The organism is Solidesulfovibrio sp. (assembly GCF_029978005.1).
Classification (GTDB): domain Bacteria; phylum Desulfobacterota; class Desulfovibrionia; order Desulfovibrionales; family Desulfovibrionaceae; genus Solidesulfovibrio.
In genome coordinates this window covers 1-24,692 of record NZ_JARKOZ010000094.1, presented here as the reverse complement: position 1 = coordinate 24,692, position 24,692 = coordinate 1, and the positions used below count along the sequence as shown (strand labels likewise).

Sequence of the window (24,692 nt, the reverse complement as noted above, 5' to 3'; positions counted from 1 at the left end):
GGGGGGGGGGGGGGGGTACGCGCCCGCCCCCCGGCCGCCCGGCGCGGCCGTCCGTGTCACGCCGCGCTTGGGCGATGCGCCAGGGCGCATCGCCAAGGCGACATCCGCAGGTGAACGCTTCTGTCGAGAAACGTCGTCGCGTCCCTAGGCGTCGAGCCTGGGTTCGTGGAAGCAGATCCGTTCTTCGTATTCGCCCTGCTTGCCGGTGTTGAAGGCCGACTTGGGCCGGTAGTAGCCCATGACCCGCGTCCAGATCTCGCAGGCCTGCTCGCGTCCCTCGGCGGCGCAGCGCGGGCAGGTCTTCTGCTCGCCGACGAGGTAGCCGTGGATGTCGCAGATGGAAAACGTCGGCGTCACGGTCACGTAGGGCAGGGCGAAGCGCGAAAGCGAGCGGTGCACGAGGTTCTTGCAGGCCTCGGCGCTGGTGATGCGCTCGCCCATGTAGAGGTGCAGCACCGTGCCGCCGGTGTACTTGCGCTGGAGCTCCTCCTGGCGCGAAAGCGCCTCGAAGGGGTCGTCGGTGAAGCCCACGGGCAGTTGGGACGAGTTGGTGTAGTAGGGCTTGTCGTCCGTGCCGGCCTGGAGGATGTCCGGGAAGCGTTTGCGGTCCTCGCGGGCGAAGCGGTAGGTGGTGCCCTCGGCCGGGGTGGCCTCCAGGTTGTAGAGATGCCCGGTCTGCTCCTGGAACTCGGTCATGCGCTCGCGCACGTGGTCGAGGAGCTCCACGGCCAGGGCGTGCCCCTCGATCGTGGTGATGTCGTGGACGCCGCCGGTGAAGTTGCGCACCATTTCGTTGATGCCGTTGACGCCGATGGTGGAGAAATGGTTGCGCAGGGTGCCCAGGTAGCGCTTGGTGTAGGGGAAAAGCCCGGCGTCCATGCGGCGGGTGATCTCCTTGCGCTTGATCTCGAGGCTGGTGCGGGCGATGCCGAGCAGGGCGTCGAGGCGCGCGACCAGGCCGTTCCAGTCGCCGCGATGCAGGTAGCCCAGGCGGGCGCAGTTGATGGTCACCACGCCCACGGACCCGGTCTGCTCGGCGCTGCCGAAAAGGCCGTTGCCGCGTTTGAGCAGTTCGCGCAGGTCGAGCTGGAGCCGGCAGCACATGGAGCGCACCATGCCGGGCTCCAAATCGGAATTGATGAAGTTCTGGAAGTACGGAAGTCCGTACTTGGCCGTCATCTCGAACAGGATCTCCACGTTGGGCGATTCCCAAGGGAAGTCCTTGGTGATGTTGTAGGTGGGGATGGGGAAGGTGAACACGCGCCCCTTGGCGTCGCCGGCGGTCATGACCTCGATGTAGGCACGGTTGATCATGTCCATTTCGGCTTGCAGCTCGCCGTAGGTGAAGTCCATCTCCTCGCCGCCGATGACCGGGTGCTGGGCGGCCAGGTCCTCGGGGCAGGTCCAGTCGAAGGTCAGGTTGGTGAACGGCGTCTGGGTGCCCCAGCGCGAGGGGACGTTCAGGTTGTAGATCAGCTCCTGGATGGACTGGCGCACCTCGTCGTAGGAAAGATGGTCCTTGCGCAGAAACGGGGCCATGTAGGTGTCGAAGCTGGAGAAGGCCTGCGCCCCGGCCCATTCGTTCTGCAGCGTGCCCAGGAAGTTGACGATCTGGCCCACGGCGCTGGACAGGTGTCTGGGCGGCTTGGCCTCGACCTTGCCGGGCACGCCGTTGAGGCCTTCCTGGAGGAGCGTTTTCAGCGACCAGCCGGCGCAGTAGCCGGAGAGCATGTCCAGGTCGTGGATGTGCAGGTCGCCCTCGCGGTGGGCCGCGCCCACTTCCGGCGGGTAGACATGGGAGAGCCAGTAGTTGGCCGTGACCTTGCCGGAGACGTTCAAAATCAGTCCGCCGAGCGAATAGCCCTGGTTGGCGTTGGCGGCCACGCGCCAGTCTTGGCGGTCGAGGTATTCGTTGACCGAGGCGGCCACGTCCACCACGGTCTTCTTGTCCTGGCGCAGGCGGGCGCGCTGCTCGCGGTAGACGGAGTAGGCGCGCATGGTGCGGAAATGGTTGGCGGAAATGAGAGCCTGCTCCACCACGTCCTGGATGCGCTCGATGTCCGGTATCTGCCCGGCGAAGCGGTGGGCCAGCACCTTGACCACCTGCGCCGTGAGGAGCAAGGCCTCGTCGTCGCTGAAATCGCCTGTGGCCAGGCCGGCACGGCGGATGGCGGAGCGGATCTTGTCCGCGTCGAAGGCGACGATCTGGCCGTCGCGCTTGCGGATGCGGGCCGGCACGGCGGCCACGGCCGGGATTTTTTCGATGGGTTGGGCGGTTTCGTGGGCCGGACGCGCGACATCGACGGCAAGATTGCCGTGTTCGGACGGCGAAAACATGGACGGTCTCTCCCTGTTCGGACGTGGCGCGAACGCGCCGTTGACTGATGCGAGGCCTGGCGGCGCGACGGGCCTCCCACGTCGTGCCGTCCGGGTCGCCCTCCCGCGAGGCTCCCTCGACGCCGCCGGCTTGCGGCCGGCGGGCGCTGGCAGGTCTTCGGACTCGCGAACGGGCCGGCGCGACAAACGCCGGCGGCCTACTGCCCGCCGCTTCCCGGGCGCTTGCGCCCAGTGCTTCATGGCGGGGGTCGTTTTCGCTCACCGCTGCGGGGCAGTTCCGGATTCCCACCGGATTCCCTCTTGCCGTCCCCCCGCTTCCTCCCCGACGCGGGCGGACACCAACGCAGCCCCACTGTATGAGAAATGCGCCTCGCGGTGTCAACGTGGGGCCCCGGCCGGGCCGAAATGGATATTTTCAGTGCTTGAAGCGGGTTGGAAAAGTTAGGAACCAGCGGGCGACAGCCCGGGAAAGTGGAACGCGGCGAAAAAACTACAGAACTAACTTTATCTTATTTATCCGATATTTTGCCGTCAACATCCTTCCCGCCGGCTTCTCCCCCCTTTCGGGAGGTCCAGGAGGGGCCGTCGCCCCTTCTGGCCGCCGGAGGCTCCTTCCACTTTTCCTCTACTTGTAGTCCTTGTCCGCCGCCTTGACGGCCTGGATGAGACGCATGAAGTCCACGCCGGCCTGGTGCATGTGGGTGTAGTGCTCGGCGTAGTCGATGTCGATGCCGGACAGGGACTGGGCGACGCGGATGTCGTCGAGGAACCGTTCCACGGCCTTGGGGTCAGGACTGTCGCCGAACTGCCGGGCGACGGCGTCCAGGATCAGGGCGCGCACGGCCTCGGCCTTTTCGGGGCGAAGCCTGGCCAGGATGGCGTCGAGGACGGGATTATTGTGTATCGTCATGCTGTAACCTGTGGGTTGGGTTAAATTTCAGTTTTAAGGCTAACAAATAGCTGCTGAATAATGACAAGTAATGTATGTATGACACTGTTGTATTCATCGTCGCTCAAAGATATTTGGTCACTTTGATCAATTTGGTGTACAAATGAGTTTCTTATTTTGTATAGCTGTCTAGAAAATTTCTCGCAAAAGTCTTCCTGCTCGGGTGTACAGCCAAATATAAGTGAAGTCTTGTCAAAATTGATGCTTTCTACTATGTTTTGCTTCGCCATGTTTATGAGCAACTGCAAAGAATACTCTTCTTTTCTTTTCCAGTTAAGTTTTTTTCGGCAATAGTCGGCTAGTTCCGAAGCTTTCCCCGTAAAGTTGATGACTTGTTTTAAACTAAGTGCATGCGGTAGTGAGTATAAATACTCTATGCATTTATAGAGATCGATAAATGAATGTTGGAAATGTGTAGCCGTTAAGGATTGAAATATGTTGTGTTGGATGAAGTAGGGGTATTCTTCGTATAGAAGATCGCGAAAAAGGGTGATAGTTAAATCATGAAATGGTAAAGAATACAGATTTCTGTCGTATGATAAAAATATTTTCCCAAACTCCGAAGGAGATTTTTCGGCGAGCTTGCTTTGTGAGTAGACTTTTGTTAGAACAACACTGTCAAAAATTTTTTTTAACTTATCAAGATCGTGGCCGGAGTAAAGCTTGTCGTCAAGTATGCCCCAAACTTCATTTTCAAGAAGTATAGGGGATATGTCTTCTTTGATTTTTAAAGAGAGGGGTTTGAATAAAAGTAGAAAAAAGCCGTCAGTTAAGTCTTCGTTGAATGTTGCAAGATCAAAGTTTTCAAAAAGCGGGTGAGTGTTCTCTTGTATGGCATGGGAAACGGCAAAGTAGTAGCAGTTTTCGTACTCTATCTTGACACACCGATAGCCTGGAAGTATAGGCTCTGCCGTTAAAATTGTAGAGTTAAGAAATTTATCTTTCTCGATCTGCTGGAGATGAGGCTGTGGAGGAATAAGTTTGAATGTTTGTGGGCACGGAGATGCTTTTTGTTTCCAAAGTATGTCTCCTAATTCACGTACATGATCGATCATGTTTCGTGACATTTTAATAGTATGCCTCCCAGCACGGTGCCATTGAATCTATTTCAGTTCCAAGTTCAATCAGTGTCCCGAATGCTTTGGTGAAAAAGTCTCTTTCAAAATCACCAACTTTTCCAGTCCGAATCGCAATTTTTTCATTTAATCCTGGAAAATCCAAGAAAATACGCATATCGTTAGGGTTTAGCTCTGCAAGTTTCCCCTGAAGCTTTAATAAACCTTCCTGATATAGCTTGCCCTTGACCGTAATCTCATTGTCGTTGTGCTTTATACCAGGCCTGCCGTAAATGTATACGGCAGAGGCTACGATAAAACCTATCGAAGCCGGTTGACTAGTGAATATATCCAGGCCATCAGAAAATTTACCTCTCATAGAATCTTCTTTGTCTGGCTTCGAGTAGCTAGAAAATAAAAAGTCAATATTAACAAGATATTGTAGTACTGTTGTGAATGAGAGTATATAGGATTCGTTGGCGAGGGCTTCTATGGCGTCCATTCTGGCAAAGTCACTTGCAACTTTTTCCTTTAGGTCGACATTGTTTTTTCTCGAAGTAAAAGATAAAAACATTTCTATTATTTTGTTGGCTTGAAAAACACCGGGCCTTCTTCGTCTTGCCTTGTCTTCAATAGATAAAAGCTCTATATTTTTGACTTTAGAATTGATCTCGTTAATTAGCGCTTTATATATTGTCTCTAGCTGCCGGCGCAAATCCCAAGGAATCTGGCCCGTGTTAAGGACGAGCATCCGATATATTAGGCTGTTTATTGATTTTGAAATCCAGTATTCAATTCGGATGGAATGGTTTTGTATGTCAGAATTTTCGGTTAAAGCCAGTATAAGGGCTGTTGTCCGTTGTATTCCATCAATTATAGAAATGGTGTTAACAGATTCTGAGTCTATATCTTTCGTGATATTGACCTCGCCATTGCTGATCATTTTAAATTTTTCGTCCGAAACAACAATACCAATAACAATTGGCGGAAGTATTGCTCCTTTGATTATGTCGTCTATCATAATTTGCCGGATACGGATAGCGGTCTTTGTATTTAATGGCTCTCTTTGTTTTTCTATGTCTCCTTTGTTTAGATAAGATTTGTGGATAAACCTTAAATACGAATTAACAGTAGTTGTGCAAATAATCGACAAACATCCAGTTCTGTTGTCGACTAAAATGTCGTAATTTTCTGTTTTCGTGTCCATATCGATATCCTGAAAGTATTACTGCCCCAAATAGGCCTTTTTGATGTCAGCGTTTTCGCGAAGCCGCGCCGCCGTGTCCTCCAGGACCACGGAGCCGGTCTCCAGGACGTAGGCCCGGTCGGCGAGCTTCAGCGCGATGTTGGCGTTTTGCTCCACGAGGAGGATGGTCATGCCGCGCTCCTCGTTGACGTTTTTGATGATGCGGAAGATGTGCTGGGAGATCATGGGCGAAAGGCCCAGGGACGGCTCGTCGAGAAGGAGCATCTTCGGGCGGCTCATGAGCGCCCGGGCGATGGCCAGCATCTGCTGCTCGCCGCCGGAGAGCGTGCCGCCGTGCTGCTTGCGCCGCTCGAAGAGCACCGGAAAGAGCCGGTAGACCAAGCCCAGGTCGGCCTCGATCCCCTCGGCGTCGCGGCGGAAAAACGCGCCCATGTCCAGGTTCTCCCGCACGGTCAGGCGCGGGAAGATGCGCCGGCCCTCGGGCACCTGGCACAGGCCCCGCTCGGGCAGCTGGTCGGCGCGCCTGTCCAGGATGGATTCGCCCATGTAGCGCACGTCGCCGGCGCTGGCCCGCACGATGCCGCAGATGGTCATGAGCGTGGTGGACTTGCCCGCGCCGTTGGCCCCGATGATGGTGACGATCTCGCCCTGGTTGACGACAAGCGACACGTCGCGAAGGGCCTGAATGCGGCCGTAATGGGCGCACACGCCCTTTAGTTCCAGGATCGCGGCCACGGCTACTCCGAATCGTCCGATCGTTTGCCCAGGCGCGCCGCCGGCCAGAGCCCGGCCGGGCGCACCAGCATCATCACCGCCATGGCCCCGCCGAAGGCCAGCATGCGGTAGAGTTCGAATCCCCGGAACACCTCGGGCAGGGCGACCAGGGCCAGCGCGCCGAGGATGACGCCGGGGATGGACCCCATGCCGCCTAAAACCACCATGGCCAGCACCATGGCCGACTCGATGAAGGTGAAGCTCTCGGGGCTGACGAACCGCATGCGGGCCGCGAAAAACGCCCCGGCCAGGCCGCCGAAGACCGCACCCAGCGCGTAGGCCAGGAGCTTGAAGCGGAAGGTGTCCACGCCCATGAGCTCGGCCGCGGTCTCGTCCTCGCGGATGGCCTCGAAGGCGCGGCCGATGCGGGAGAAGTTGATGCGGTACACGGCCACCACCGTGAACACGGCCAGGGCCAGGATGATGTAATAGAGGTATTCGAGCTTTCGCAGCAGCAGGTACTCGAAGGAAAAGGAGCCGTCGGCGAAGGTCGGGAGGTAGATCCCCGGGGCCTTGATGCCGAGGATGCCGTTGGGGCCGCCGGTCAGCGCCATCCAGTTGTTGAGCACGATGCGCACGATCTCGCCGAACCCGAGCGTCACGATGGCCAGATAGTCGCCGCGCATGCGCAGGGTCGGGTAGCCGATGACGCAGCCGGCGGCGGCGGCGAACACGGCGCAGATGGGCAGGCAGACCCAGAACGGCAGGGCGTAGTGCACGGAGAGCAGGGCGTAGGTGTAGGCCCCCACGCCGTAGAAGGCGATGTAGCCGAGGTCGAGCAGGCCGCACAGCCCGACGACCACGTTGAGCCCCAGCCCCAGGCAGATGTAGACCAGGACGTTTATGGCCACGTCCTGGGCGTAGCGGTTGGTGAGCAGGGGGTAGGCCAGGGCGAAGGCGGCCAGGGGCACGTAGAACATCCAGCGCGGGGCGCGGGCGCAGGCCCCGGCCACGGCGTCGCGGGCGCGGGCCATGGGGGTAAGGACCGGATCGAGGACGCCCCTTTTGCCCAAGCGGAAAAGGACGAAGCAGAGGGTCGCGGCCACGGCCACCCGCAGCCAGACGCGGAAGGAATTGGCGAAATGGAAACCGCCGTCGCGGATGCCCAAAAGCGGCCACAGCAGCAGGTAGAACCAGGCCAGGCCCAGCCCGAAGTACAGCCAGGACTTCCTAGACCCGCGTGTCATCGACGTTTTCTCCCATGATGCCGGTCGGCATGAAATAGAGCACGAGGATCAGGATGACGAAGGCGAAGACGTCCTTGTACTCGCCGCCGTGGGGGATGTAGGCCGCGGCCAGGATCTCCACCATGCCGATGACGAAGCCGCCGATCATGGCCCCGGTGATGTTGCCGATGCCGCCGAGCACGGCCGCGGCGAAGGCTTTTATGCCGGGCACGAAGCCCATGTCGTAGCGCACGGAGCCGTAGTAGAGGCCGACCATGATGCCGGCGGCGGCGGCCAGGGCCGCGCCGATGGCGAAGGTGGCGCTGATGACCTTGTCGGAGTGGATGCCGACCAGGGCGGACATGACCTTGTCCTGGGCCGTGGCGCGCATGGCCTTGCCGATGCGGGTCCTGAAGACCAGGGCGTTGAGCAGGAAAAGGAGCAGGGCGGTGACGGCGATGATGCCGATCTGCATGTAGCTTGCACGCACGCCCCAGAATTCGAAGCCGCCGTGGGTGAATTCCGTGGGGTAGGCCTTGTCGTAGACGCCCTGGGTGAGCATGAGGCCGTTTTGGAGAAAGATGGACATGCCGAGCGCCGAGAGCAGCACGGACAGGCGCGAGGAGCTGCGCAGGGGCTTGTAGGCCACCTTTTCCACGGCCATGGCCAGCATGGCGCAGTAGCCCATGGCCAGGACCAGGGCGAAGGCCAGGCCGAACCAGGGATGGGCCTCCATGAGGCCCTGGGAGGCCATGTAGCTTAAAAGGATTACGCCCAGGTAGCCGCCGGCGGCGAAGATCTCGCCGTGGGCGAAGTTGATGAGCGAAATGATGCCGTAGACCATGGTGTAGCCGAGCGCCACCAGGGCGTAGACGCCGCCAAGTGTCAGGCCGTTGACCAGCTGCTGGATGAGATATTCCATTTTTACTGCGCTAGTTCTTGATGTGTGCTTTCACAGTGTCTGCCATACGGAGTGCGACGACAGATTGAACAACCAGGTTGAATTTAAACATTTCAACAACCACATCGATAACGTCTTCGTCTTGGTTTTTGTTGAAAGTATTGTTGAAATGCCGTTTTATTGCCTTGATGTTGCACGTGACTTTGTTCAATGTGTAGCTTATATGTATGAATTGCGATAATAAAACGGCTCTTGTATCGTGCGGGGTTCCTTGTTTCAAATATATGACAGCTGGAACAATGCGGACGTGCCCGTGTTGGCATAGTCCCGGGGAGGCTGTCCTGCCACAGGACTTTTCCTGTCTCCCCATGGAAATAAGCGCTCATTCCCAGCATCCCAAAGGAGTGATCGTTGGCTTAAGCAAATAATAGAAATGTGTTGCAAGTGTGGCGATTGAACCATAGCTCATTTCAGCACCAAAAAAATGCGGCATGGGGCCAGCTCATGCTGTCCCCATGCCGTCCATGATCTAGTACTTCTTGCCGGTCTGGGGGTCCCAGTAGTTGGCGAACTTGCCGTCTTTCACCACGCGGATGATGTAGTTGGAGCCGGACTCGCCGTTGGCCTGGAACTTGATCTTCTTGGACGCGCCGTCCATGTCCATCTTGAGCAGCTCGGCCTTGATCTTGGCCGGGTCCGTGGACCCCGCGGCCTTGATGGCGGAGAGCAGCGAATAGGCGGCGTCGTAGGAATAGGCCGAATAGGCGCCGGGCTTGCCGAACTTCTCGTAGGCGGCCTGGAACTTCTTGTAGGCCGGGGTGGCGTCGTCGATGTAGCCGAAGGTCAGGTACATGCCCTCGGCGGCGTCCTTGGCGATCTCCATGAGTTGCGGGTGGTACACGGCGTCCTGGCCGATGATGGCCGCCTTGACGCCGGCCCGCTTGGCCTGGATGAGCATGAGCGCGCCGGAGGCGGAGTTCTGCAGGCTCATGTACAGGACGTCGGGCCCCGCTTCCTTGATCTTGGTCAGCACGGCCGAGAAGTCCTTGTCGCCCTGGTTGACGTGGTCGTGGGCGATGACCTTGACGCCTTCCTTGGCGGCCAGCTTCTCGACGTTGTCGGCCAGGCCCTGGGAGTAGGTGGTCTTGTCGTCCACGATGAAGATGGTCTTGGCTCCCAGCACGTCCTTGATGAACTTCATGGCGGCGATGGACTGGTCGTCGTCGCGGCCGCAGACGCGGAACATGTAGGGCAGGCCGCGCTCGGTGACCTTTTCCGAGGTGGAGGCCGGGGTCAGCATGGGGATGTCGGCCTCGGCCAGGGCCTCGGAGGCCGGGATGGTGGCCGAGGAGCAGTAGGCGCCGACGACGCCGACGACCTTCTCGTTGACCAGCTTGTTGGCGGCGGCAACGGCCTGGCGGGGGTCGCAGGCGTCGTCCTCGGCGAAGAGCTCGATCTTGTCGTAGCCGGGGATGCCGCCTTCCTTCTCGATGGCGGCGATGGCCGCCCGCGTGCCGTTGGCGATGTCGTTGCCGTCGGCGGCGTAGGAGCCGGTCAAGGGGCTCAGGCTCCCGATCTTGAGGGTCTTGGCCGCGGCCGTGCCGGCCATGGCGAGACAGATGGCCAGGGCCGTGAGGATGATGCTTCTCGTCTTCATGTTCCGCAAACCTCCTGTGTCCTTGGTCTCGCCCCCCTTGCCGCGACGGTGCGGCCATGCGGGCGTATTCGCGGCGATGTCGCTATACGTCTGCCTCGGAGCCGAGGTAGGCCTCGATGACGTGGGGGTTGGCGCGCACCTCGTCGGGGCTGCCCTGGCAGATGCATACCCCGTGGTCGAGGACCACCACCCGGTGGCTGACGTTCATGACCACGCTCATGTCGTGCTCGACCAGGAGCACGTTCACGCCCGTGGCGGCGATGCGGGCGATGGTCTCCATGAGGTCCCGGCTCTCCGAGGGGTTGAGCCCGGCGGCGGGCTCGTCGAGGAGCAGGGTCTTGGGGTCCGAGCCCAGGGCCCGGGCGATCTCCAGGCGGCGCTGGAGGCCGTAGGGCAGGTTCTTGGCCACGGTGTCGGCGTGTCCGGCCAGACCGGCGAAGGCCAGGGCCCGCATGGCCCGCTCGCGCACGGCCTTTTCCTCGCGGCGCTGGGAAGGCGTGCGCAGCACCGCGCCGAGCACCGTGGCCCGGGTGCGGCAATGCCTGGCCACCATGACGTTTTCGAGCGCCGTCATGGCGGTGAACAGCCGGATGTTCTGGAAGGTGCGGGCGATGCCCCGGGCCAGGATGTGGTGGGGCCGCAGACCGGAGAGCGGCTGGCCGTCGTAGGTCACCTGGCCGCCGGAAATCTTGTAGACGCCGGTGATGACGTTAAATACCGTGGTCTTGCCCGCGCCGTTTGGCCCAATGAGGCTTAAGATCTCGCCGGGGCGCAGATCGAAGGACACTTCCGTGAGGGCCTGCAGGCCCCCGAAGTGGACGCTGACGTCGGAAAGACACAAGTGAGCCATGGAACCGGGTTCTTACGAAAAAATCCGACAAAAAACAAAGGGAAACTTGACGCCGGCGCAAGGCCCCGGACCGGGCCCCGGAACGTGTTCCCGAGTCGGGGCTCCTGGCGGAACTTGCCGATTTTGTTAAATGTTCACAGCGACCCGGCCCGGGGGGGCGATGCGGCCGGGGGGGCGAAGGCCTTCCGGAGGCCGGGAAACGATCGTCGTTTTTTTTCATTTGCGCGAAACGGCGTTCGTTATAGACAGGAAAATCAGACGCTTCGACGGCGACTCCGGATGGCGGGGCGCGGGGCGTCGGAGGGAAGGAAATGAAGCTGCGTAACGTGTTCGGGCTCGGCTCCGCCGTCCTGATCGGACTCCTGTGCGTGCAGGGCGTCTGCTACACCCTGCAGAGCCGCGAGAGCGACGCGCGCATGGAATCCATGGTCGTGCGCGACATGCGAAACCTCCACGCCTTCGAGCAGCTCTATTCCCAGGGCTTGCAGGCCGGGCAGGCGGTGCGCAACATCCTGATCGATCCCCGCGACGAAACCGCCAGGAAGAACCTGGGCACGGCCGAGGGGGATTTCCAGGCCGCCCTGGGGCAGCTGCGTTCCGGACTGCCCGAGGGCGAGGCGGCCGGGCTCGGCGAGATCGAGCGGATGTGGCGGGAGCTGTGCGCCGTCCATGCCGCCGTGCTCTCCCGGCTCGACCGGGACGGCGGCGGCAAGGGCGAGGCGGCCGAGGCGCTCAAGGCCAAGGCCACGCCCGCCTGGCGGGCGGTCAAGGACAGGATCCTGGCCGGCGTGGCCCGGCAGGAGGAGGCCAGCCGCGAGGGCCTGGCCGGCTACCGGGTCCAGGTCGCGGGCTACCGGCAGGTCTACTGGGGCGTCACGGCCGTGCTGGCCCTGTGCCTGGCCGGCGCGGCCCTGGGCGTGCAGCGCCGCATCGTCGCGCCCCTGTCCCGGCTCGGGGACTGCGCCGCGGCCTTCGCCGCCGGCGACTTCACGCGCCGGGCGGGCCTTTCCCGCCGGGACGAGATCGGCCAGCTGGCCGGGGCCGTGGACGCCGTGGGCGAAAAGATCGCCGAGGTGGTCTCGCGCATCCGCGAGGCCTCGGACAACGTGGCCGAAGGCGCGGGCCACGTGGCCGCCGCCGCCCAGGACATGGCCGAGGGCGCGAGCCGGCAGGCGGCCATGGTCGAGGAGATTTCGGCCTCCATGGAGGAGATCGCCCAGAGCATCGAAACGAGCGCCGCCGGGGCCGCCGAGACCGAGGCCATCGCGGCCAAGGCCGCCGAGGACGCCCAGGACGGCGGCGAGGCCGTGCGCGGGGCCGTGGCGGCCATGCGGGACATCGCCGAAAAGATCGGCATCGTGGAGGAGATCGCCCGCCAGACCAACCTGCTGGCCCTCAATGCCGCCATCGAGGCGGCCCGGGCCGGCGAGCACGGCAAGGGCTTCGCCGTGGTGGCCTCGGAGGTCCGAAAGCTCGCCGAGCGCAGCCGCCAGTCCGCCGCGGCCATCAGCGGCCTGTCCGCCTCCACGGCGTCCATCGCCGAACGGGCCGGAGACATGCTGGGGCGCATGGTGCCGGACATCCGCAAGAACGCCGAGCTCGTGCGGGAGATGGCCGCGGCCAGCGCCGAGCAGAACGCCGGGGGCCGCCAGGTCAGCAGGACCATGCAGGACTTCGACCAGACCATCCAGCAAAACGCCACGGCCTCGGAAGAGCTGGCCTCGACCTCCGGGGCGCTCTCCGAGCAGGCCGGGCAACTGCGCCAGGCCATCGGCTTCTTCCGCCTCGGTTGAGGCGGCGGCCAGGCACGGCGGTTGCATGGCTCCGGCCGGAGGGTTTGGAGCATGCGGGCAGCCATCCGTTTCGCCCTGCTGGCCGGACTCGGCCTCATTCTCGGCGGCTGCGCCTTTTCCGGCGGCGGGCGCGAGCCTTCGCCTCTGCCTCCGCCGGGCCAGGGCGGCGTGGTGGACACGGCGCGCTCCCAGATCGGCGTGCCCTACCGTACCGCCGGCCAGTCCCCCAACACGGGCTTCGACTGCTCGGGCTTCGTGCAGTGGGTCTACGCCCGCCACGGCGTGCGCCTGCCCCGGCGCACGGACGACCAGCTCCACGTGGGGCGGCCGGTGCCCAAGACCGAGCTGCGGCCCGGCGATCTTGTCTTCTTCATGCCGTCGGGCAGGGCGTCGAGCCTGCACGTGGGCATCTTCGACGGCCACGGCGGCTTCATCCACAGCCCGTCTTCGGGCGGCCGGGTGCGCGAGGAGAGCCTCATGGCTCCGTACTGGCGCTCGAGCTACTACGCCGCCAACCGGGTCCTCTCTCCCTGAGGCGGAAGGCGGCGAATCCTTTGACAGCCGGGTCCTTTTCTCTTTAACAAATCGAGAAAATGAAACAGCCCGTCGCCGCGCGTCTCGCGCCGACAGGCCCGACCCCGCCCCGTGCGCGGCCGCACCGGAAGTCCCCCCATGCGCGGAGCCTCCCTTCGGGTCAAGATCAACCTCGCCATCCTGATCGCCTTCCTGGCCGCGGCCGGAGCCTTCGCCGGCGTCCTGTCCTATTACATGAGCACCCGGCAGGCGGCCGCCCAGAACAGGACCCGGGCCCTGCTCGGAGCCCTGGCCGCCCACCGCCTGGAGGCCCTGGGCCCCATGCTCGACGGCAAGACCGAGCGCGGCAAGGCCCAAGACATCATGAACCGACTGGTCCGCGTCGACGGCGTCACCGAAGCCTCGCTCTTCGACGGCGAGGGCAGGCTGCTGGTCACGGCCGGCGAGGGCCGGCCCTCCCCCTTGTCCGACGACGCAGGCAACCTGGGCGTGCCCGGCCGGCGCGTCTTCTCGGTCTCGGCCGACGACGAGGGGAAGTTCTACGCCGCCCTGGTCGAGCCGGTCTCGGACGGGGAGCGCACCCTCGGCTACCTGCGCCTGCGCTATTCGCTGCGGGAAATCGCGACGCTCAACCAGCACACCTGGTACGTGTTCGCCCTGGCCGTGGGCGGGGCTTATCTGCTTTTGGCCGCCCTGCTCAACCTCATGCTGCACCGCTTCGTGCTGCATCCCGTGGAGGAGATGCGGCGTGGGCTCGAGGCCGTGCATTCGGGGCGGCTCGACGTGGCGGTGCCGGTGACTTCCCGCGATGCGCTGGGTCGCATGGCCCAGGCGTTCAACACCATGGCGGCCAGGCTCAAGGAGACCGACGAGCGGCTGGCCCGAAGCCAGGCCCAAATCGAGGAGGACAGCCGGTTTTTGGCCTGCCGCGTGGAGGAGCGTACCGAGGAGCTGGCCCGGACCAACGAGCGCTTGACGGACGAGATCGCGGCCCGACGCGAGGCCGAAGCCCGGCAGGAACGCGCCCTGGCCCTGCACAGGGCCATCCTGGAATCCAAGATCGAGGGCGTCCTTTGCCTGGGTGTGGGCGGGGAGCGCGAGCTTCTGGCCGTCAACGCCCGGTTCCTGGAGTTGTGGCGGCTGCCCGGGGACTGGGCCGAAATGGAGACCGAAGCGCGGCGAAAGGCGTTGCGGGAGAAGCTGCTCGATTCACGGGGAGCCATGGAGGTCTACGAAAGCCTCATGGCCGACGACCGCCGCCAGGATACGACGGTGCTGGCCCTTGGCGACGGCCGCTTCCTGGAGCGGCGCAGCGGCCCCGTCGTCCAGGGCGAGGCCTGCATCGGCCGGGTCTTTTCCTACGTGGACGTGACCGAGGAGAAGCTGCGTCAGGACGCCGTGGAGCGCGACAAGAACCGGGCCGAGGACGCGAGCAAGGCCAAGGGCGCCTTTTTGGCCGTCATGAGCCACGAGATACGCACGCCGCTCAACGTCGTCATCGGCCTGGCCGAGGAACTGCTGGCCGACCCGGCCACAGAGACCCAGCGCGAGCATCTGCGCTCCATCCAGGAGGCCGCCGGGCACCTGCTCGGCGTGGTCAACGACGTGCTGGATTTTTCCAAGATAGAAGCCGGCAAGCTCGTGCTCGAACGCGGCGACGTGGACCTTCGCCAGGTCCTGGCCTCGGTGGCGTCGGTCTTCGCCCACGAGGCCGCCCAAAAGGGATTGGCCTTCTCGGCCGCGACGGCCGACGACGTGCCGGCCGTGCTGCGCGGGGACGCCGGCCGGCTGCGCCAGATACTGGTCAACCTGACGGGCAACGCCGTCAAGTTCACTGCGGCCGGATCGGTGACCGTGACCGTGTCCCTGGCCTCGGCCGAGCCGCTGCCCGACGGCCGCCTGGCCATCGCCCTGCGCGTGGCCGATACCGGCATAGGCATGGACGAGGAGCAGGTCTCGAGGCTCTTCAAGGATTTCGAGCAGGGCTCGGGACGGATCACCCGGCGCTTCGGCGGCACGGGGCTGGGGCTGGCCATCGCCAAGGGACTGGCCGTGCGCATGGGCGGCGACGTGACGGTCCAAAGCGATCCCGGGCGCGGCAGCGCGTTTACCTGCACGGTCCCCCTGTCGCCGGTCGCGGGAACGCCGCCGGTCGCCGCCGGGACCGACGAAGGCGGGGAGCGGCCGGAGGCCTCCCGTCCCCTGCGCATCCTCCTGGTGGAGGACAACGCCCTCAACGCCGCCGTGGCCCGGCTGCACATGAACCGCCTGGGCCACGACCTGACCGTGGCCGCCTCGGCCCGGGAGGCCTACGCCATCCTGGCCCGGGAACGCTTCGACGCGGTGCTCATGGACATCGAGATGCCCGAGGTGGACGGCATCACCGCGGCCCGGGCCATCCGGGCCGGCGGCGAACCGGACGCCCCGGTCCTCGACCCCGAGGTGCCCATCATCGCGGTCACGGCCCACGCCCTGGAAGACATGCGCCAGGAGTGCCAGGAAGCGGGCATGGACGGATTCGTGCCCAAGCCCATCAATTTCAAGGTGCTGCGCGACGTGCTGGACGCCGCTGGCCGGCGCGGCCATATCCCGGCCCCGGCCGCGACCGGGTCCCGGCCCGGCCCGGGCATGGCCCTGTTCGACCCCGAGGCGGCCCGCGAGGGCATGGGCATCGACCGCGTCCAGTACCTGGAGCTTTGCCGGGTGAGCTTCGAGGAGGGGACGCGCCGCCTGGCCGCCGCCCGGGAGGCCATGGCCGCCGGGGACCCGGCCGGGGCGGCCATCGACGCCCACACCATCAAGGCAGCGGCCGCGACGCTCGGAGCCTATTCCTGCCGGGAGCAGGCCCGGGTGCTGGAAAAGGCCCTGCGGGCCGGCGACGAGGAGGCGGCCCGGCAGGCCCATGCCGCCCTGTGCGACCTCTGGCTGGAATGCGGCCGGGCCTTCGCCGCCTGGCTGGCCCGGGAAGAGGGCAAGCCAGGGGCGTAGGCGACGTTTTCCCGTCCCTAGCCGGCCAAAAGGCGGGCCGCGGCGACGATGACCATGCCCAGGGCCACGGGTCCGAAAAAGCCCCGGGTGCGCAGGGCCAGGCCGAAGGCGGCCAGCCCGGCCCAGAGCACGGGGCTGGACAGGCCGGCCAGCCGGCCCTCGGGCGCGAGCACGGCCGGCACGGCCAGGGCGGCCAGCACCGCCGCCGGCACGTGGGCCAGGAAGCGCTGCACCGCCGGGGGCAGCGTCCGCCCGGCCAGGAAGAGCAGCGGCGCGGCGCGCGTGGCGTAGGTGACCGCGGCCATGCCGCAGATGGTCAGGAAGATCGTTTCCTGCGCGTCCATGCTTCCACTCCCATGCCGCAGGCCGCCCCGGCCAGGCCCGCGCCCAGCGTGCCGATCCCCGACGCGCCGCACCAGGCCGCGCCAAGCGACAGCGCCCCTCCGGCCACGGCCGCCGCCGCTTGGGAGGGCGAACGCAGCTGCCCGGCCAGAAGCGCCAGGAACATGCCCGGCAGGGCGAAATCCAGGGCCAGGGCCCGGCCGTCGCCCAGGGCGTCGCCGGCGGCCACGCCAAGGGCCGTGCCCGCCACCCACGAGGCTTGCGCCAGGGTGTTGGCGGCCAGGGTGAGCCGCTTGTCCCGGTCGCCGTGGCCGTAGCGCGCGGCGTGCAGGGCGAAGGTCTCGTCCGTGAGTTCGAAGGCGAAGGCCGCCAGCTCCCGCTTGCGCCAGCCCGACGTCCAGGGGACGGACGCGGCCGAGAAGAGCAGGTGGCGCAGGTTGACGGCCAGGGTGGCGGCCACGATGGAAATCCCTGACGCGCCGGCCGCGAAAAAGCCCACGGCCACGAGCTGGGCCGAGCCGGCGTAGACCAGAAGCGACATGGCCAGGACGTTTATGGCCGAAAGCCCGGCCTTGCCGGCCAGCACGCCATAGGCCATACCGACGGGAACGTAGCCCATGGCGATGGGCGCGACGCGGGCCAGGGCCTCGCGCCAGACGGCCGGCCCGCCGGGCGGGGTCAGGGGCGCGGGGGACACGGGGGCCTTTTTCCCATGAAAAAACAATATGTCATGAAAATCATCGTCATCGTCGCCATGGCCCTGGGCCTGGCCTACTGCGGTTATCTGGTCATGCTCTACCTGGGCCAGAACTCCATGGTGTTTCCCGGCCGCACGGCCGATCCGGCCCGGGAGGCGGAGATCCGCCGTTATTTTCCCCGTCTGGAGGAATTCTCCGTCGCCGCCGCCGACGGCGCGGTCCTGCGCGGCTACTACCTGCCCCGGAGCATGAATGGCCGCAGCGCCCCGGCGGTGCTGTACTTCTGCGGCAACGCCGAGGAGCAGACCGGCTTTTTCCTCTGGTCGCCCAACGAGCTGCGGCCCTACGCTGTGGCCGGCCTGGACTACCGGGGCTACGGCCATTCCGACGGCGTGCCGTCCGAGGCGGTCCTCAAGGAGGACGCCCTGGCCGCCTACGACGCCCTGGCCGAAAAGATCAAGCCCGAGACCCGCATCGTGGTGATGGGCCGCAGCCTCGGCACGGCCCTGGCCGCCCACGTGGCCGCCCGCCGGCCCGTGGCCGGGATCATCCTCGTGACCCCCTTCGCCTCCCTGGCCGGCGTGGGCCAGGAGGGCCATCCCTTCGTGCCCGTGCGCCTGCTGCTCAAAAATCCCTTCGACGTGGTCCCCGATGCGGCCAGGATCGCCGCGCCGGCCCTGTTCCTGGTGGCCGGGGCCGACGGGCTGGTGCCGCCGCGCCATGCCGACCGCCTGGCCGCGGCCTGGCCCGGCCCCAAGGACGTGCGCGTCATCGAGGGCACCGGCCACGGCAACATCGTGGACGCGCCGGAATACTGGAAATACGTGCGGGAATTCGTCAAGGCCCGGTTCGAGCCGCGTCCGCAGCCGTAGCCGCCCCGTCCGCGTCGCCATCCCCGTCCGCCGGGGTCGCCTCCGGCCCGGCCGGGGCCGATCCGTGGTCGCGCACGCCGGGGCCGGGGCGCACCCGGGCCAGGATGGCGTCGGTGAGGGCGCTTAACCCCTCACCGGTGCGGGCCGAGAGGGGGATGGCCTCGGGAAAGGCGTTGCGAAGCGGCCCGCGCGCCTCCTCGGGCACGGCGTCCCACTTGTTGAGCACGAAAAGCCTGGGGATGTCGCCAAGCTCCATCTCCCGCAGGATGTCGGCCACGGCCGCGGCCTGGCCCTCGACCTCGGGATGGGAGGCGTCGGCCACGGCCACGAGCAGGTCCGCCGCCTCCAACTCCTCCAGGGTGGCCCGGAAGGCTTCCTTCAGCTCCTTGGGCAGCTCGCGGATGAAGCCCACCGTGTCGGTCAGGATGATCTCCCGGTCGCTGGGGAAGCGCAGCCGCCGGCTGGTGGGGTCCAGGGTGGCGAAAAGCCGGTTCTCGGCCAGCACCTCGCTGCCGGTGAGGGTGTTGAGCAGAGTGGACTTGCCGGCGTTGGTGTAGCCGACCAGGGACACCACGGGCAGCCCGGCCCTGGCCCGGCCGGCCCGGGCGGCGGCCCGGCGCTTGCGCAGCTCCTTGAGCTCGTCTTTTATGCGGCCGATACGCTCGCGGATGCGGCGGCGATCCACCTCGAGCTTGGTTTCGCCCGGGCCCCGGCCGCCGATGCCGCCCATGAGCCGGGACATGGCCCGGTCCTGGCGCACGAGCCTGGGTTGGAGGTATTTGAGCTGGGCCATCTCCACCTGCAGCTTGCCGCCGCGCGAGGCGGCGTGCTGGGCGAAGATGTCGAGGATGAGCTGGGTGCGGTCGATGACCCGCAGCTGGGTCACCTCGGCCAGGTTGCGGATCTGGGACGGCGAGAGCTCGCCGTCGAAGACCAGAAGCGACGCGCCGCTGCGCAGGGCCGCCACCTCGATCTCGGCCAGCTTGCCCTTGCCCAGGATGAATTTCGGATTGACCGTGGCCACCCGCTGCACCACGGACTCGGCCACGGCCAGCCCGGCCGTGTCGGCCAGGGCGGCCAGTTCGGCCAGGGAGGCCTCCTGCACGGCCCGGGGCGAGCTGGCCACGCTGACGAGCACCGCCTTCTCCCGGCCGGCTTCCCGGGAATCCGGCGCGGCCAGCCGTTCGCCCTCGCGGGCGAGCTCGGCTTCGAGCGCCTCGGCCAGAGCGTTGAAGTCCTCCTCCACCCGGTCGAAGGGCCGCGGCGGCAGCACGTCGTAGGGCGCGTCCCCCGCGCCCGGCGGCAGCAGCACGGCGGCGTGCAGCGTCACGGGCTGGGCCTGGTCGTCCACGGTCAGGGCGGCCACGCTGTCCAGGCGCAGGAACAGCATGTCCGTGAGGTCCTCCTCGGTCAGCCCCTCGCGCGTCAGGTGGGTGTGCAGCAGGCGCACGCCGCGAAGGCGTCCCGCGCCCAGGCGCGAGCGGTCGAGCTCCGGGATGAGGATGCCCTTGGGCGTGCCGACCAGGATCATGGTCGGCCGGCCCTTGCGGTCGATGAGCAGACCGATTTGGCGGCCGATGCCGTAGGCGATGGCGGCCAGCTCCCGGGCCTGGTCGGGCGTGGCCGCGCCCTTGGCCGGATAGCGCCGGGTGCCCAGGCGCTCCAGGGCCTTGATCTGGCTGGGCTTGAGCCCGACGGTGTTGCCTTGGACCTTGGCGGAAATGGCGGTTCTCCAATCAACGGTCGGGGTTGAAGCCTCCGGCGGCCGGGAGGGGCGTGCCCCTCCTGGACCTCCCTATCGCAATGGCAACGAACGGTAATCCGTCATGGGAGTCCAGAGGGCGCGAGCCCTTTGGCTGCCGGAGGCGTTGCCCGGCCGCTTTTGTTCAGACGATGGTGGCGTTGCCGTCGCGCAGCTTGCCGACCAAAAAGCCGATGGCGATGCCGAGGATGCAGCTGCCGATGCAACTGACGCCGAAGATGGCCACCAGGTCGTTGACGTTGCCGATGATTTTGCGGCCGAAGAGGATGTGGTAGAAGCCATAGCAGATCCAGATGACCATGCCGGCGTGGAAGCCGAAGAACAGGCCGTCCATCATGCGGTCGTGGATCTCCACGGACTCGATGTACTTGTAGCAGATCAGCTGCGTGATCACGCCGAAAAGCGTGATGGAGCCGAAGGAGGCCAGCAGCTGGATGAAGATGACCACCACCGTGGCGTGCCAGGGGTCGCCCTTGCGCAGGGACACGATGACGCCTGGCAGAAGGCTTATGATCCAGATGGCCGCGACGCCGAGCTCGCGGTGGTGTTTCTTGAGCGATTCCAGGATGTTTCCCATAAAATGTCGTACCTTGCGCCTCGCCGGCCGCCGTGGGGGAGGGTCATGAAAAATCATGTCCGGCCGCGTTGTCAATCGCCCCGGAAATCGTCATACTGGCTGGCAGGCTTGAATGCAACGCGTTTCCAGAACCCTGCGGGCCCCCCTCCCGGCCGCACAGCGATCCGGTGCCAACGCATGGAACACTCCGCCGCCAGGAGCTTGCCCTCCCAGGCCAGCCCGCCGCGCATCCTCATCGTCGATGACGAGGTCATCAACGTCGAGACCCTGGCCTGGATGCTCAAGGACGCCGGGTTCGAGCCGCTGCGGGCCGATTCCGGGCCCAAGGGGCGTGAGATCGCGGCCAGGGAGCAGCCCGACCTCGTCATCCTCGACATCATGATGCCCGGGGAGTCCGGCTTCGACACCTGTCGCCGCCTCACGGCCGATCCGGCCACGGCCGACATCCCCATCATCTTCATTTCCGGCCTCGACGACGTGGACAACAAGGTCAAGGGCCTGCGCCTGGGGGCCGTGGACTACGTCACCAAGCCCTTCGCCCGGGAGGAGGTCCTGGCCCGGGTCAAGATCCACATCCGGCTGCGCCGGGGCCTGCGGGCGCTTTTGGCCGAGCAGGCGGCCAAGCTGGAGCAGATCCGCGACGCCCAGCAGTCCATCCTGGTCGCGCCGGCCGACCTGCCCGAGGCCAGGTTCGCCGTGCGCTACGTGCCGGTGCTCGAGGCCGGGGGCGACTTCTACGACGTGTTCCCCTGGACCGACACGGTGACGGGCTATTTCGTGGCCGACATCTCGGGCCACGACCTGGGGGCCTCCTTCGTCACCTCCTCGCTCAAGGCCCTGCTGCGCCAGAACACCGGACCGCTTTTCACGCCGCTCGAGACCTTCAAGAACATCAACAGCGTGCTTTCCACCCTGCTGCAGGGCGGCAAGCACCTGACCGCGGCCATGGTCTGTCTGAGCCGCAAGCGCCGGAAGCTGACCCTGGTAAACGGCGGCCATCCGCCGCCCATTCTGGTCTCGCCCGACGGCGCGGCCACGGTGCTGGCCGCCGAGGGCGACGTGCTCGGCGTGTTCGACACGGTGCAGTGCGGCTATCTGGAGCAGCCGGTCGCGCCCGGAGACCGCCTGTATCTCTACACCGACGGGCTCATCGAACGGTTCGGCTCCCGGGCCCGGGCCCGGGAGGCGGGGCTGGCGGCCCTGACGGAGCAATGCCGCCTGGCGGCCGACCGGCCCCTCGAGGCGGCCGTGGCCGCCGTGGCCGAGGCCATGACCGAGGGCGGGCAGCCGCCCCAGGACGATCTGGTGCTCATGGGCATCGAGGTGTGACGGCCATGTACGAGATCCAGTCCTTCCCCGGCGGCCTGTCCTTCCGTTTCTCGGCCGAACTGGCCCTTTTGGACCGGTCCGTGGCCGAGACCGTGCGCTTTCTCCAAGCCCACAACGCCGGCGGCAGCCTGTTCGACGTCAAGCTGCTCCTGCGCGAGGCGCTCTTGAACGCCGTGCTCCACGGCAGCCGCGGCGACCCGTTCAAGGTCGTGACCCTCGAGGTCCTGACCGCCGAGGGCCGGGTGACCCTTGCCGTGACCGATCAGGGGCCGGGCTTCGACTGGCGCTCTGGCCTGTCCAGCCTGGCCCCGCCCGAGGCCACCAGCGGCCGCGGCCTGACCATCCTGACCCTTTACGCCGACGACGTGCGCTTCAACGCCGCCGGCAACCAGGTGACCCTGACCAAGGCCGTGGCCGGCCTGCGCGGCCCGGCGGTCCTCCCCGAGGCGGGGGAAAACGACAACCGGAGCACACCCATGCACGACATACGCATCGAGGACGGGCAGACCATCGTGAGCCCGGCCGGGGACATCGTGGCCTCGGTCGCGGACGAACTGCGCGCGCGCCTCAAGGAGATCCTCCAGGGCGGCGACGGCCCGCTGGTCATCGACCTGTCACGCGTCGAGCTTATTGATTCCGTGGGCATCGGGCTGCTCATCGCCGTGCACAACACCCTGGGCAAGAAGGGCGGGCGGCTGGCCCTGCGCCACGTCAACGCCGACCTGGCGGCGCTTTTGCGCACCATGCGCCTGGACAAGCATTTCCAGGTCGAAACCGCCTGAGCCGGGAGCGACCATGGACCAGATGGACGACGAAATCATGGCCATGTTCGTGGAGGACACCCGCGAACACCTGGCCGACATCGAATCGGCGCTCATGGACATGGAGCGCGACGGAGCGGACATCGACGAGGAACTCGTCAACAAGGTCTTCCGCGCCGCCCATTCCATCAAGGGCGGGGCCGGCTTCCTGAACCTCGGCAACATCCGCGACCTGGCCCACAAGCTCGAAAACCTGCTGCACATGGTCCGCAGCCGCGAGGTGGCCCCGGACACCCGGGTCGTCAACCAGCTCCTGGCCGGCTTCGACCGGCTGCTCGGCCTGGTGGAGATGGGGCCGGCCAGCGACGCCGAGGACATCTCCGGCCTGCTGGCCGACCTGTCCGGGCTCACGGCCGAGCACCTGGCCCCGGAGGAGCGGGCCAAGGCCGCCGACGTCGTGCCCATCGCCCTGCCCGGCGGCGAGGTCGTCTTCTCCATGGACGCCCTGAGCCTGCGCCAGGGCGTTTCCGGCGGCAAGAACCTCTACCTCGTGGAGTACGACCTCATCCACGACGTCCAGGCCCGGGGCAAGACGCCGCTCGACGTCATCAACACCATGGAGGCCAGCGGCATGATCCTCGACTGCCGCATGGAGCTGGCCGTGGTGGGCGACCTGGACGCGCCGCCGGTCAACCGCATTCCCTTCTACGTCCTGTTCGCCTCCATCGTGGAACCGGACATCGTGAGCTATCTTTTCGCCCTCGACGCCTCGCGCATCCACCCCGTGGACCTGTCCGCGCTTGCCGCCGCGCCGGCGGCGGAAGCGCCGGCCGCCGCCGCGGCGGAAAGCGAGGAGGTTTTCGGGCCGTTCGCCCTGCGGATCGCGGACGGTCGGGCCGTGCTGCGACTGGATGGAAACGCCCCGGCCGAGGCGGCGGCGGCCCGCGAGGCCTTCCTGGCCGGGCTGGCCCACGGGGCGGGGCTGGTCATGGACTTCGCCCCGGGCGTCCAGGCCGACCTGGCCATGGTCCAGGTCCTGGTGTCCGCCGGCCGGACGTTCGCCGCCCGGGGGCTGCCCCTGGCGCACCAGAGCGCCCCGCCGGCGTCGTTTGCAGCCACGGCCAGGCGGGCCGGCATCACGCCGGACGCCCTGGCCGCCGTCGGCCTGCCGGCGCAGCTGCTTTTCGCCTCCTAGGGCCGCGCCCGAAGGAAATGCGCCGGCAGCGTTCAGGTAAAGATCGTCATCGCAATGCTATGGATACGCGAACTTCGGGGACGCGACACTAGGGCGGGAGGTCCTTGATGGCCGTACACGACGAGATGCGCACGCTGTTCCGGGAAGAGGTCATGGAGAACCTGGCCGAGCTGGACGGCGCCTTGCTCGAGTTGGAGCACAACCCCCGGGACATGGACACGGTCAACCGGATCTTCCGGGCCGTGCACACCATCAAAGGGGCCTGCGACATGTTCGGGCTTGCGGCCGTGGTGCGGCTGGCCCACGACCTGGAGTCGCTCTTCGATCAGGTGCGCACGGGCTGGCGGGTGGTGGGCAAGGGCCTGCTCGACGCCTCCTTCGCCGCCAAGGACCGTTTCGCGGCCATGCTGGCCGAGGGGGGGGAGTCGGTCGGGGAGGACGTGGAGCTGGACGCACGCCTCAAGGAATTGCTCAAGAGCCCGGACCTTCCGGAAGACGAGGCCCCGGCCCGGCCGTGCGCCGCGCCCGAACCGGACGTCCCGGCCGCGACGCCTCCCGCGCCGTCCGCCCCGAGCGGCAGCACCCGCACCTGGCGCATCCGCCTGGCCCCGTCCGACGCCGGCCATCTGGCCAAGTCCGATCCCCTGGCGTTGCTCGACGAACTGCGGTCCATGGGGAAGCTTTCCGTGCGTTGCGACCTGTCGGCCGTGCCGGAACTGGCCGTCCTCGACCCCCTGGACTGCGACCTGCGCTTCGAGGCCCTGCTGCGCGGCGACGACGCGGCGGTCGTGGACGCCAACGCCCTGCGCGACGTGTTCTGCTTTCTGGAAAATCCCGGCGACGTGACCATCGAATCCTGCGAGGGCTGCGTCCTGGAGACGCCGGTCGGCGCGCCGCCAGCGCCGCCCGCCGCGCCCCAGGCCCCCGAGCCGCCGGCCGCGCCAA

21 protein-coding genes and 1 riboswitch are annotated in these 24,692 nt (G+C 65.7%); of the genes, 8 read left to right on the top strand and 13 right to left on the bottom strand.

Annotated features, from left to right (window positions below; all coding sequences use genetic code 11):
* Window positions 1-144 precede the first annotated feature (144 nt).
* From Q1K70_RS11055 to Q1K70_RS11015, 9 genes are all read right to left on the bottom strand, one after another.
* The gene (locus tag Q1K70_RS11055; RefSeq protein WP_300159175.1) at window positions 145-2,337 is read right to left on the bottom strand and encodes a ribonucleoside triphosphate reductase; all 2,193 of its coding nucleotides are present in this window, start codon (window positions 2,335-2,337) and stop codon (window positions 145-147) included.
* A 130-nt stretch (window positions 2,338-2,467) separates the two neighbouring features.
* Window positions 2,468-2,695: riboswitch (cobalamin riboswitch) on the bottom strand.
* Window positions 2,696-2,962: 267 nt separating this feature from the next.
* Entirely contained in the window at window positions 2,963-3,247 is a 285-nt protein-coding gene (locus Q1K70_RS11050; RefSeq protein WP_300159173.1) for a hypothetical protein, read from the bottom strand.
* A gap of 20 nt (window positions 3,248-3,267) precedes the next feature.
* Window positions 3,268-4,341, bottom strand: a complete 1,074-nt coding sequence (locus tag Q1K70_RS11045) for a hypothetical protein (protein ID WP_300159170.1) — start codon at window positions 4,339-4,341, stop codon at window positions 3,268-3,270.
* 13 nt (window positions 4,342-4,354) lie between these two features.
* On the bottom strand, window positions 4,355-5,548 hold the full coding sequence (locus tag Q1K70_RS11040; protein WP_300159167.1) for a hypothetical protein: 1,194 nt from the start codon (window positions 5,546-5,548) through the stop codon (window positions 4,355-4,357).
* Window positions 5,549-5,566: 18 nt separating this feature from the next.
* Complete coding sequence (locus Q1K70_RS11035; protein WP_300159164.1) at window positions 5,567-6,283, bottom strand: ABC transporter ATP-binding protein; 717 nt, start codon at window positions 6,281-6,283, stop codon at window positions 5,567-5,569.
* A 2-nt stretch (window positions 6,284-6,285) separates the two neighbouring features.
* Window positions 6,286-7,509: a high-affinity branched-chain amino acid ABC transporter permease LivM gene (gene livM, locus Q1K70_RS11030; RefSeq protein WP_300159161.1), complete on the bottom strand. Its 1,224-nt coding sequence runs from the start codon at window positions 7,507-7,509 to the stop codon at window positions 6,286-6,288.
* Window positions 7,493-8,410 (bottom strand): branched-chain amino acid ABC transporter permease, encoded by a 918-nt coding sequence (locus Q1K70_RS11025; RefSeq protein ID WP_300159158.1) that lies wholly within the window; start codon window positions 8,408-8,410, stop codon window positions 7,493-7,495. Before Q1K70_RS11025 ends, livM begins: the two co-directional genes overlap by 17 nt.
* Before the next feature lie 508 nt (window positions 8,411-8,918).
* Window positions 8,919-10,046, bottom strand: a complete 1,128-nt coding sequence (locus tag Q1K70_RS11020; RefSeq protein ID WP_300159155.1) for a branched-chain amino acid ABC transporter substrate-binding protein — start codon at window positions 10,044-10,046, stop codon at window positions 8,919-8,921.
* 82 nt (window positions 10,047-10,128) lie between these two features.
* A complete protein-coding gene (locus Q1K70_RS11015; protein ID WP_300159152.1) occupies window positions 10,129-10,896 on the bottom strand; it encodes an ABC transporter ATP-binding protein in 768 nt (255 codons plus the stop codon).
* Window positions 10,897-11,207: 311 nt separating this feature from the next.
* On the opposite strand from Q1K70_RS11015, the gene Q1K70_RS11010 reads away from it, so the two are divergent.
* The 3 genes from Q1K70_RS11010 to Q1K70_RS11000 all read left to right on the top strand — a co-directional run bounded on the left by Q1K70_RS11010 (window position 11,208) and on the right by Q1K70_RS11000 (window position 16,211).
* Window positions 11,208-12,689, top strand: coding sequence for a methyl-accepting chemotaxis protein (locus tag Q1K70_RS11010; RefSeq protein WP_300159149.1), 1,482 nt, complete (start codon window positions 11,208-11,210; stop codon window positions 12,687-12,689).
* A gap of 51 nt (window positions 12,690-12,740) precedes the next feature.
* Window positions 12,741-13,223 (top strand): C40 family peptidase, encoded by a 483-nt coding sequence (locus Q1K70_RS11005; protein WP_300159146.1) that lies wholly within the window; start codon window positions 12,741-12,743, stop codon window positions 13,221-13,223.
* 138 nt (window positions 13,224-13,361) lie between these two features.
* Window positions 13,362-16,211, top strand: a complete 2,850-nt coding sequence (locus Q1K70_RS11000; protein WP_300159143.1) for an ATP-binding protein — start codon at window positions 13,362-13,364, stop codon at window positions 16,209-16,211.
* 17 nt (window positions 16,212-16,228) lie between these two features.
* Here the strand turns inward: Q1K70_RS11000 and Q1K70_RS10995 are convergent, their stop codons facing one another.
* Window positions 16,229-16,555: an AzlD domain-containing protein gene (locus Q1K70_RS10995; protein ID WP_300159140.1), complete on the bottom strand. Its 327-nt coding sequence runs from the start codon at window positions 16,553-16,555 to the stop codon at window positions 16,229-16,231.
* The gene (locus Q1K70_RS10990) at window positions 16,528-17,250 is read right to left on the bottom strand and encodes an AzlC family ABC transporter permease (RefSeq protein WP_300159137.1); all 723 of its coding nucleotides are present in this window, start codon (window positions 17,248-17,250) and stop codon (window positions 16,528-16,530) included. The genes Q1K70_RS10995 and Q1K70_RS10990 overlap by 28 nt, the downstream gene beginning before the upstream one ends.
* 15 nt (window positions 17,251-17,265) lie before the next feature.
* Here Q1K70_RS10990 and Q1K70_RS10985 point away from each other — a divergent pair, with 15 nt between their 5' ends.
* Window positions 17,266-18,123, top strand: coding sequence for an alpha/beta fold hydrolase (locus Q1K70_RS10985; protein ID WP_300159134.1), 858 nt, complete (start codon window positions 17,266-17,268; stop codon window positions 18,121-18,123).
* On the opposite strand, the gene hflX is transcribed toward Q1K70_RS10985, so the two are convergent.
* Window positions 18,089-19,654 (bottom strand): GTPase HflX, encoded by a 1,566-nt coding sequence (gene hflX / locus Q1K70_RS10980; RefSeq protein WP_300159131.1) that lies wholly within the window; start codon window positions 19,652-19,654, stop codon window positions 18,089-18,091. The two genes, Q1K70_RS10985 and hflX, sit on opposite strands and share 35 nt — an antisense overlap.
* Before the next feature lie 355 nt (window positions 19,655-20,009).
* Window positions 20,010-20,462 carry a hypothetical protein gene (locus Q1K70_RS10975; protein WP_300159129.1) on the bottom strand — a complete coding sequence of 151 codons (453 nt, stop codon included), beginning with the start codon at window positions 20,460-20,462 and terminating at the stop codon, window positions 20,010-20,012.
* A 177-nt stretch (window positions 20,463-20,639) separates the two neighbouring features.
* On the opposite strand from Q1K70_RS10975, the gene Q1K70_RS10970 reads away from it, so the two are divergent.
* From Q1K70_RS10970 to Q1K70_RS10955, 4 genes are all read left to right on the top strand, one after another.
* Window positions 20,640-21,791: a SpoIIE family protein phosphatase gene (locus Q1K70_RS10970; RefSeq protein ID WP_300159126.1), complete on the top strand. Its 1,152-nt coding sequence runs from the start codon at window positions 20,640-20,642 to the stop codon at window positions 21,789-21,791.
* A gap of 5 nt (window positions 21,792-21,796) precedes the next feature.
* Entirely contained in the window at window positions 21,797-22,573 is a 777-nt protein-coding gene (locus Q1K70_RS10965) for an ATP-binding protein (RefSeq protein ID WP_300159123.1), read from the top strand.
* A gap of 13 nt (window positions 22,574-22,586) precedes the next feature.
* Window positions 22,587-23,747: an Hpt domain-containing protein gene (locus Q1K70_RS10960; RefSeq protein WP_300159120.1), complete on the top strand. Its 1,161-nt coding sequence runs from the start codon at window positions 22,587-22,589 to the stop codon at window positions 23,745-23,747.
* A 107-nt stretch (window positions 23,748-23,854) separates the two neighbouring features.
* Window positions 23,855-24,692: Hpt domain-containing protein (locus Q1K70_RS10955; protein ID WP_300159117.1), on the top strand; the 838-nt coding region annotated here is incomplete at its 3' end.

Bases quoted from the DNA above. Each gene is read 5' to 3' on its own strand.
- Q1K70_RS11055 (WP_300159175.1), bottom strand. From the start codon at position 2,337: ATGTTTTCGCCGTCCGAACACGGCAATCTTGCCGTCGATGTCGCGCGT.
- Q1K70_RS11050 (WP_300159173.1), bottom strand. From the start codon at position 3,247: ATGACGATACACAATAATCCCGTCCTCGACGCCATCCTGGCCAGGCTT.
- Q1K70_RS11045 (WP_300159170.1), bottom strand. From the start codon at position 4,341: ATGATCGATCATGTACGTGAATTAGGAGACATACTTTGGAAACAAAAA.
- Q1K70_RS11040 (WP_300159167.1), bottom strand. From the start codon at position 5,548: ATGGACACGAAAACAGAAAATTACGACATTTTAGTCGACAACAGAACT.
- livM (WP_300159161.1), bottom strand. From the start codon at position 7,509: ATGACACGCGGGTCTAGGAAGTCCTGGCTGTACTTCGGGCTGGGCCTG.
- Q1K70_RS11025 (WP_300159158.1), bottom strand. From the start codon at position 8,410: ATGGAATATCTCATCCAGCAGCTGGTCAACGGCCTGACACTTGGCGGC.
- Q1K70_RS11020 (WP_300159155.1), bottom strand. From the start codon at position 10,046: ATGAAGACGAGAAGCATCATCCTCACGGCCCTGGCCATCTGTCTCGCC.
- Q1K70_RS11015 (WP_300159152.1), bottom strand. From the start codon at position 10,896: ATGGCTCACTTGTGTCTTTCCGACGTCAGCGTCCACTTCGGGGGCCTG.
- Q1K70_RS11010 (WP_300159149.1), top strand. From the start codon at position 11,208: ATGAAGCTGCGTAACGTGTTCGGGCTCGGCTCCGCCGTCCTGATCGGA.
- Q1K70_RS11005 (WP_300159146.1), top strand. From the start codon at position 12,741: ATGCGGGCAGCCATCCGTTTCGCCCTGCTGGCCGGACTCGGCCTCATT.
- Q1K70_RS11000 (WP_300159143.1), top strand. From the start codon at position 13,362: ATGCGCGGAGCCTCCCTTCGGGTCAAGATCAACCTCGCCATCCTGATC.
- Q1K70_RS10995 (WP_300159140.1), bottom strand. From the start codon at position 16,555: ATGGACGCGCAGGAAACGATCTTCCTGACCATCTGCGGCATGGCCGCG.
- Q1K70_RS10985 (WP_300159134.1), top strand. From the start codon at position 17,266: ATGAAAAAACAATATGTCATGAAAATCATCGTCATCGTCGCCATGGCC.
- hflX (WP_300159131.1), bottom strand. From the start codon at position 19,654: ATGATCCTGGTCGGCACGCCCAAGGGCATCCTCATCCCGGAGCTCGAC.
- Q1K70_RS10975 (WP_300159129.1), bottom strand. From the start codon at position 20,462: ATGGGAAACATCCTGGAATCGCTCAAGAAACACCACCGCGAGCTCGGC.
- Q1K70_RS10970 (WP_300159126.1), top strand. From the start codon at position 20,640: ATGGAACACTCCGCCGCCAGGAGCTTGCCCTCCCAGGCCAGCCCGCCG.
- Q1K70_RS10965 (WP_300159123.1), top strand. From the start codon at position 21,797: ATGTACGAGATCCAGTCCTTCCCCGGCGGCCTGTCCTTCCGTTTCTCG.
- Q1K70_RS10960 (WP_300159120.1), top strand. From the start codon at position 22,587: ATGGACCAGATGGACGACGAAATCATGGCCATGTTCGTGGAGGACACC.